We start from the raw sequence: 6769 nt of genomic DNA, 5'->3' as shown, positions 1-6769 counted from the left end.
AGCTGGACGGGACCTTGATGGTGTCCCAGCCCGAGTCGTCGACGTCGGCGGCGTAGAACCCCTGATCGCGCGCGGCGGGGTTCTTGAACCACTGGAACTTCCAGTCGCCGTCCAGGCTCAGCCGGTACGGCGAGTCGGCCCGGTCGGCCGCGAGCGCACGGTCGAGCGTGTCGTAGGGCATGAGCGTGGCGTGCGGCGGCTCGCTGCCGACCGCGAACACGTCGGGGTTGTTGTTCCACTCCGGGTAGTCCTCGGCGGCCGTGGCGGGCGGTCCGGCGGCGAAGGCGGCTCCGCCCGCGAGCGCGAGGGCGGTCAGGAGTGCGAGCGGACGTCGTCGTCCAGGCATGGGTCCTTCTCGGGAAGAGCAGGGCGGACGGTCAGCCGTGCTTGCCCCCACAAGCACACAGAAGCGGACAGCTTCGAACAGCGGCACCCTACGGTGGCGCCAGGCAACGATGTCAAGGCTCGTCACCGAGCCGTTATGACGGCATCTGCCCGCCCGTTTGTCACGAGACCGCAAGAGAACGGCCCCGTACACCGCAAAGGACGTCTCGAACACTGGGCGGACGCACACCCAGGAGCCGCACAGGGACGGCTGGATCGGAGGTCGGCATGGACGAGTTCACGGCACACCTGCGCGAACGGGCCCACACGGCGTTCGAGGGCCTAGGCCTGGCTCGCGCACAGGGTGACGAGTTCGGCTCGGCCCTGTGGGAGGCGGACCTCGAGGACCTGCGCCGGCTCGGCGCGGAGCACGGGCTGACGCTCCTCGCGGGCCTGGAGCGGCCTCGCCGTGACGCCGGTGGCCGGACGGGCTCACGCCTCGGCGAGGCGGCAGCCGGGAAGAGCCTCTTGACTTGGTTGCTTGCCTAAACTTACCTTCTGCGCAGGGCGTCTCCACGGACGCCCGGCCCCGCCGACCGGTCGGCGGAGCACGGGTGCGTGACCGGCCGGACCGCGGCGGCCGGCCGTCGGGCCCGCATCAGGCCACGCCGACGGACAGTCGGCACGGAAGAGGTGTGGTGTGCGCAGGACAGCAAGGCTAGGCATCACTGCAGTGACGGCCGCGGCGGTGCTCGCGGGCACGGCGACGGCGCAGGCGCAGTCCACGCCCGGGCACGGGTCGGGGCGCAACGCGAACGCGCAGGGCGGCCACTACATCGACGTGTTCGAGCAGGCGGGCTACTCGCACAAGGCGGTCAAGAAGAAGATCGAGGCGGCCTGGGACCAGCTCTTCCACGGAGCTCCCGGCACCGCTCCGGACTACTTCGACGGCGAGTCGATCTACTACCAGGTCAGCCCCGACATGGCCTACGTGACGGACGTCGCCAACCACGACGTGCGCACCGAGGGCATCGGCTACGCGATGATGATCGCGTTGCAGCTGGGCAAGAAGCACGAGTTCGACTCGCTGTGGAACTTCGCCAAGACCCACATGCAGCTCAAGAGCGGGCCGACGAAGTCCTTCTTCGCCTGGCACACCCGCATCGACGGCACCATCATCGACACCGGCATCGCGCCCGACGGTGACGAGTGGATCGCCGCCGCCCTCGCCTTCGCCGCCGGACGCTGGGGCAACGGCGACGGCATCTACGACTACGAGGCCGAGGCGAAGCAGATCCTGCGCGCCATGTGGCACCAGTCGGACACGGGCGGCGTCGACATGTTCGACCGCACGACCTACCTGCCGCGGTTCTCCCCGCCCGGGGTGAACGACTTCAGCGACGCGTCGTACGCCCTCCCCGCCTTCTACCGCGTCTTCGCCAAGGTCGTCCCCGAGGACGCGAAGCTGTGGAACAAGGCCGTCGTCGCCGGCGAGCAGATGCTGCAGAACGCCCACAGCCCGGTCACGGGCCTCTCGCCCTCCTACTCGAACTGGGACGGGACGCCGCACCTCGCGCCGTGGGAGTCGCGCACGAACACCGAGGCGTACTCGATCACCTTCCAGGAGGACGCCTGGCGGGTCATCGCGAACGCCAACCTCGACGCCTCTTGGTGGGGCGTCAAGCCGTGGCAGACGCAGTTCTCCAACACCCTCGAGCGCTTCTTCGTGGGCCAGGGCGTCACCACGTACGTCAGCCGCTACCAGCTCGATGGCACCCCGCTCAAGGGCGGGCAGAACACCTACGAGCCGCCGCACGCCGAGGGCCTCGTGGCCATGAACTCCACGTCGGCCATCACGGCGACGAACCCGGCCCGGCTCGACTTCGTCCGTGACTTCTGGAACACGCCCGTCCCGTCGGGAAGGGCGCGCTACTACGACGGCATGCTCTATCTGCTCGGCATGCTCTACGACAGCGGCAACTTCCGGATGTACGGGACGGACGGCGACCGCAAGAGCTGAAGCACGCTTCACGTGCCAAGAGCGGCCTCCTGCGCATCTCGTGCGCAGGAGGCCGCTTCGCGGGCACTGCGAACAGCCGAATAGCCCGAAGAGGCTATTGCCGGTCAGCCGGGGGCGACCGTCGTCCATCCCGGGTGCTTCGCGGTGCGGGCATCGCCCGACGAGCGGCCGCGGACGCGCCGGCCGACCCAGGGCACCACGTGCTCGCGGTAGAACCGGGCCTCGGCGAGCAGGCGGCGGCGCTGCGCGGGGCCCGCGTCGAGCACGTGGGCGGGCGCCTGGTGGCCGAGCGCGGCGAGCACGAGGCCTGCGACGCGGCGGTGCCCGGCGGCGTTGAGGTGCAGCCGGTCCGCGGACCAGTACTCCGCCCGCCGGATCTCCAGGTCGTTCCAGGCGTCGGCGAAGACCAGCCCGTAGCGCGCGGCGAGGTCGCGCACCGCCGCGGTCAGCTCGTCGCCCCGGCGGTTCATGACCCGGCCGAGCGGCAGCCGCTGCGAGGGGTTGGCCCCGGCGAGCAGGAGCAGCGGGACGCCCGCGTCCTGGCACCGGCGGACCGCGTCCTCGGTCATCTGCACGAGCCGCCGCATGTCCGCGCCGGGCCGCAGCATGTCGTTGCCGCCGCCGTTGAGCGACACCAGCGTGGGCGCCGGAGCCAGGCGCAGGGCGGCGTCGAGCTGCTCGGTCACGATCGGCCCGAGGAGCCGGCCGCGTACGGCCAGGTTGGCGTAGGAGATCGGCTTCCCCGCCGCCACGGCCAGCCCCTCGGCGACCAGGTCGGCCCAGCCGCGGGGGGTGCCGTCGGGCCGCTCGTCCCCCACGCCCTCGGTGAAGCTGTCGCCGATCGCGACGTACCGCATCGTTGCCCTCTCCGCTCGTGGCTCGCGGCAACAGTACGACCCCGCCGGCTGGGTGGAGGCCGTCCGGGGGCCAGAGCCACCACGGCCCTGGCCCCCGGCGTACGGCTACGGGTGCGAGATCGACACGTCGTCGAAGCGCGCGGCGACGCCGGCCGCGCCGGGACCGCTGGCGCGCAGGCCGTTGGCCCCGACCGCGTGCGTGCTGTCGGTCACGGTCAGCACGGGCGCGGACCCGCCGTCGACGTACACCCTGATCGACGAGCCCACGGCCTCGACCCGCACGGTGTGGGCCGTGCCGACGGCCAGCGGGAGCGGCGCCGACGCCAGCTGCGTCGTCTGTCCGTTGCGCCAGCTGCTGAGCGTCACGCCGGAGGGCGTGAGCGCCGCGTAGTAGCCGGAGAATCCCTGCGCGCCACCGGGACGGTTGGTGACGCGGAAGACGAGCCCGGCCTGGCTGTCGGCGGCGGCGAGGGTGACGTCAGCTTCGTACGTCAGCGGTCCGAAGTTGGTGTCCTGCAGCGCCATCGTGCCGGGGCCGGACGGCGCGGCGTACGTGCCGTCAGTGGCGTTCCAGAGCCCCCCGAAGGTCCGCCATCCGACCGAGTCCCGGTCGCTGAAGTCGTCCTTCACCAGCATGGTCACGGGCGCGATCGTGCCGTCGGGGTTGAAATACATCCGGTCGTACGAGAGGGCGCGCGAATTGCCTTCGGTCTCCGTGAGCGGGCGGCGGTGGTAGAAGATGTACCAGATATCGGTGCCCGGGACGTTGATCACGGAGTTGTGGCCCGACCCACGGGCCACGGCCGCGTCCTGCTGGAGAACGCGCCCCAGCCGGGTGAACGGCCCGGTCGGCGAGTTTGCGATAGCGTAGGACACCGCGTAGTTCGGGCCGGTCCAGCCGCCCTCGGACCACATGAAGTAGTACTTGCCGCCACGCTTGAACATGAAGGAGCCCTCGACGTAGTTGGTCGGGGTGATCTCCTTGAACGTCGTCCCGTCCTCGAACGTCCCCAGGCTGATCATGTCGGGGTTCAGCTTCACGACGTTCGCGTGGCTGTGGCCGCCGTAGTACATGTAGGCCTGGCCGTCGTCGTCGATGAAGACGTCCTGGTCGATCGGCTGCGCGCCGTTGTAGAACTGGCCGATCAACGGCTTGCCGAGCGCGTCCTTGTAGGGGCCCTCGGGACGGTCCGCGACGGCGACGCCGATCCCGCCGAGCTGGCGGTTGTTCTGGATGTCGTTGGCGGCGAAGTAGAGGTAGTACTTGCCGTTGCGCTCGACGGGCGCCGGAGCCCAGAGCGCACGCCGCGCCCACGGGATGTCGGCGATGTCGAGGATGTTCGAGTGCTTGGTCCAGTGGACGAGGTCCGTCGAGGAGAAGGCGTCCATGAACGTCTGCTCGTCGTAGCCGCGTGAGGTGGTCGGGAAGACCCAGTAGCGGTCGTCGTAGAGCGCGATGTCGGGGTCGGCGTACCAGCCGGTGACGAACGGGTTGCCCGCCTCGGCGGTCGTGTGGTTCAACGGGTGGCCGCGCGCGATCATCTCCTCGACCGGCGGCAGGAGCGCGGCCTTCGCTGCGCTGCTGAGCTTCCCCGCCTTCGCGCCGGCGATCAGGGCCCGGGCCTGCGCGAGCTCGCCCGCTGCGACGAGCTGCTGCAGGTCGCGTGCCGTGCTGGGGGCGACGTTCCCGTCGCGCGAGAGGCCCGCGACCTGACGGGAGAGCTCCTGCTGCGGCGTACGCGGCGTCAGCAGCGCGTCCAGCGGCGCGGACAGCCGGGCGCGGGCCGCGTCGTCGAGCCTGGACGCCGCGGCGGTGTCGATCAGCTCGCGGGCGGCCTGCAGCTGCTCGATCCGCGTGTCGTAGTCGCCGGCGCTCTCGGCCGCAGCGAGCAGTGCGCGGACGTCGCGCTCGGCCGACCGCGCGATCGCCTGCTCGCCGGCGAGGGCGTCGAGGACCGCGGTCACGTCGGCGATCCGCGGCTCGACGCGTACCTCGGGGACGTAGCCCTCGGGCAGGAAGAACGCCTCGGCCGGGATGGGCTCACGCGGCTGGCTCGCGCTCGACCAGTCGACCTGCAGGTGAGAGCCGCCCCAGTTCTCGAAGTACTCGACCTTCACGTCGACCAGCTGGCCGGCGGTCAGCCGGAGCGGCGAGCTGGTCTGCGGGCGGTCCCAGTCGTCGACCCAGTGGTCGATGACGAGGCGGCCGTCGATCCAGATCCGGAAGCCGTTGTCGCCGACGGCGTGGAACGTGTAGTCCTCGGAGAACTCCGGCAGCAGCTGCCCGGTCCACCGGACCGACACCTCGTCCGAGGCGCCGGTCGCGTCCAGCAGCCGGCTCTCCAGGTTGTTGAAGTCCAGGTTGGGATCGACCTGGGTCGAGCGGTACTCGACGAAGTCGCCGAGCCCCGGGCCGCTGGAGAAGTAGTAGTCGCCCTTCAGACCGTGGCGGTCCTGCTCGGCACCGGTCGCCGGCGAGGCGGCTGCCCCCGGCACGACGAGCGCGGCGAGCGCGAGAGTGAGCGCTCCTCTTCGAGCCAGTCCGCGTCGTTGCGAACGTGGAAACATCGGTCGGCCTCCTGAGCCCTCGTTGGTTCACGGGTGACCGGGCCGGGCGCACAAGACCGCTCGGACCGGTCACGGCGGCGCAGCGAGTAAATCGGACCGACCCAGGGGCTTGTCAACGATGTCACTCACAGACCCACACGTAGCGACACGCACGGAGCCCCCGCCCTGAGCGAGGGCGGGGGCTCCGGAGCGCTGCGCGAGGACGCTTCGCAGACAGCGGTGGATCAGTAGAACAGGCGGATGTCCACCCGCCGGTTCGCCGAACGGCCCTTCTCGGTCGCGTTGGTCGCGTGCGGGCGGCCCTCGCCGTAGGACACCAGCGTGACCTTGATGCCCGCGCTGAGCTCGAGCGCGTCCCGCACCGCAGCGGCGCGGGCCAGGCCGAGGCGCTTGTTCAGCGCAGCCGACCCGGTCGAGTCGGTGTAGCCCTCGAACCGGACCGCGCGCGCGGCGCCGACCTTGGACCGGAGACCCGCCAGGTAGCGCTTGCCGGCGACCGTCAGGTCCGCGCTGCCGTGCGCGAACAGCAGGTCGGACGGCGTGACCAGCAGGACCGGCGGCACGACCGTGGTCACGGCCTGGACCGAGACCGGCTGGGCGGACGCGGTGGTCTGCACCGTCGCCACGACCTGGGTCTTCAGGCCGCCGGGCCGGGCCGCGAGCCGGCGGCCCTTCGCGGTGAGGACGACCTTGACGGTCGCCTTCGCCGTGGCCCGGGCGGCGGCGTACGTCGCCTTGCCGCTGCCGATGACGACCTGCTTGCCGGACACCGTGGACACGAGCTTGACCGAGCACGCCGTCACGTCACCCTCGCCGGCGGTGCAGCCGATCGCGAGCGCGCCCTTGGCGGTGCCGCGGGTGACGGCCTTCGGGTCGACGACGACGGCGGCGGCCGGGGCCGGCGCGGTGGGCGTCGGGGTGGGCGTCGAGCTGGGAGTGGGAGTGGCGGTCGGCGCCGGGGCCGGGGCGGTGCCCGTGGCTGTCGGAGCCGGGGTCGGCG

6 protein-coding genes are annotated in these 6769 nt (G+C 71.4%); 2 read left to right on the top strand and 4 right to left on the bottom strand.

All coding sequences use genetic code 11. The features are described from left to right. Positions 1-346: hypothetical protein (locus G9H71_RS20265; RefSeq protein ID WP_166284598.1), on the bottom strand; the 346-nt coding region annotated here is incomplete at its 3' end. A gap of 266 nt (positions 347-612) precedes the next feature. Between G9H71_RS20265 and G9H71_RS20260 the strand changes: the two genes are divergently transcribed. Together G9H71_RS20260 and G9H71_RS20255 are read left to right on the top strand one after the other, a co-directional pair. Then, positions 613-873 (top strand): hypothetical protein, encoded by a 261-nt coding sequence (locus tag G9H71_RS20260; RefSeq protein WP_166284593.1) that lies wholly within the window; start codon positions 613-615, stop codon positions 871-873. 184 nt (positions 874-1057) lie between these two features. Continuing rightward, on the top strand, positions 1058-2344 hold the full coding sequence (locus G9H71_RS20255) for a glycosyl hydrolase family 8 (protein WP_166284597.1): 1287 nt from the start codon (positions 1058-1060) through the stop codon (positions 2342-2344). Positions 2345-2448: 104 nt separating this feature from the next. Here G9H71_RS20255 and G9H71_RS20250 read toward each other — a convergent pair whose 3' ends face one another. The 3 genes from G9H71_RS20250 to G9H71_RS20240 all read right to left on the bottom strand — a co-directional run. After that, positions 2449-3201 (bottom strand): SGNH/GDSL hydrolase family protein, encoded by a 753-nt coding sequence (locus G9H71_RS20250; RefSeq protein WP_166284596.1) that lies wholly within the window; start codon positions 3199-3201, stop codon positions 2449-2451. Between the two features lie 105 nt (positions 3202-3306). Then, complete coding sequence (locus G9H71_RS20245; RefSeq protein ID WP_166284595.1) at positions 3307-5769, bottom strand: family 43 glycosylhydrolase; 2463 nt, start codon at positions 5767-5769, stop codon at positions 3307-3309. A gap of 224 nt (positions 5770-5993) precedes the next feature. Then, positions 5994-6769, bottom strand: a 776-nt coding sequence (locus G9H71_RS20240) for an OmpA family protein (RefSeq protein WP_166284594.1), incomplete at its 5' end; no start/stop codon positions are given.

It is taken from the genome of Motilibacter deserti (genome assembly GCF_011250635.1).
In the GTDB taxonomy this organism is placed as follows: domain Bacteria; phylum Actinomycetota; class Actinomycetes; order Motilibacterales; family Motilibacteraceae; genus Motilibacter_A; species Motilibacter_A deserti.
This window is presented reverse-complemented; position numbering and strand designations above follow the sequence as displayed.

Bases quoted from the DNA above. Each gene is read 5' to 3' on its own strand.
- G9H71_RS20260 (WP_166284593.1), top strand. From the start codon at position 613: ATGGACGAGTTCACGGCACACCTGCGCGAACGGGCCCACACGGCGTTC.
- G9H71_RS20250 (WP_166284596.1), bottom strand. From the start codon at position 3,201: ATGCGGTACGTCGCGATCGGCGACAGCTTCACCGAGGGCGTGGGGGAC.
- G9H71_RS20245 (WP_166284595.1), bottom strand. From the start codon at position 5,769: ATGTTTCCACGTTCGCAACGACGCGGACTGGCTCGAAGAGGAGCGCTC.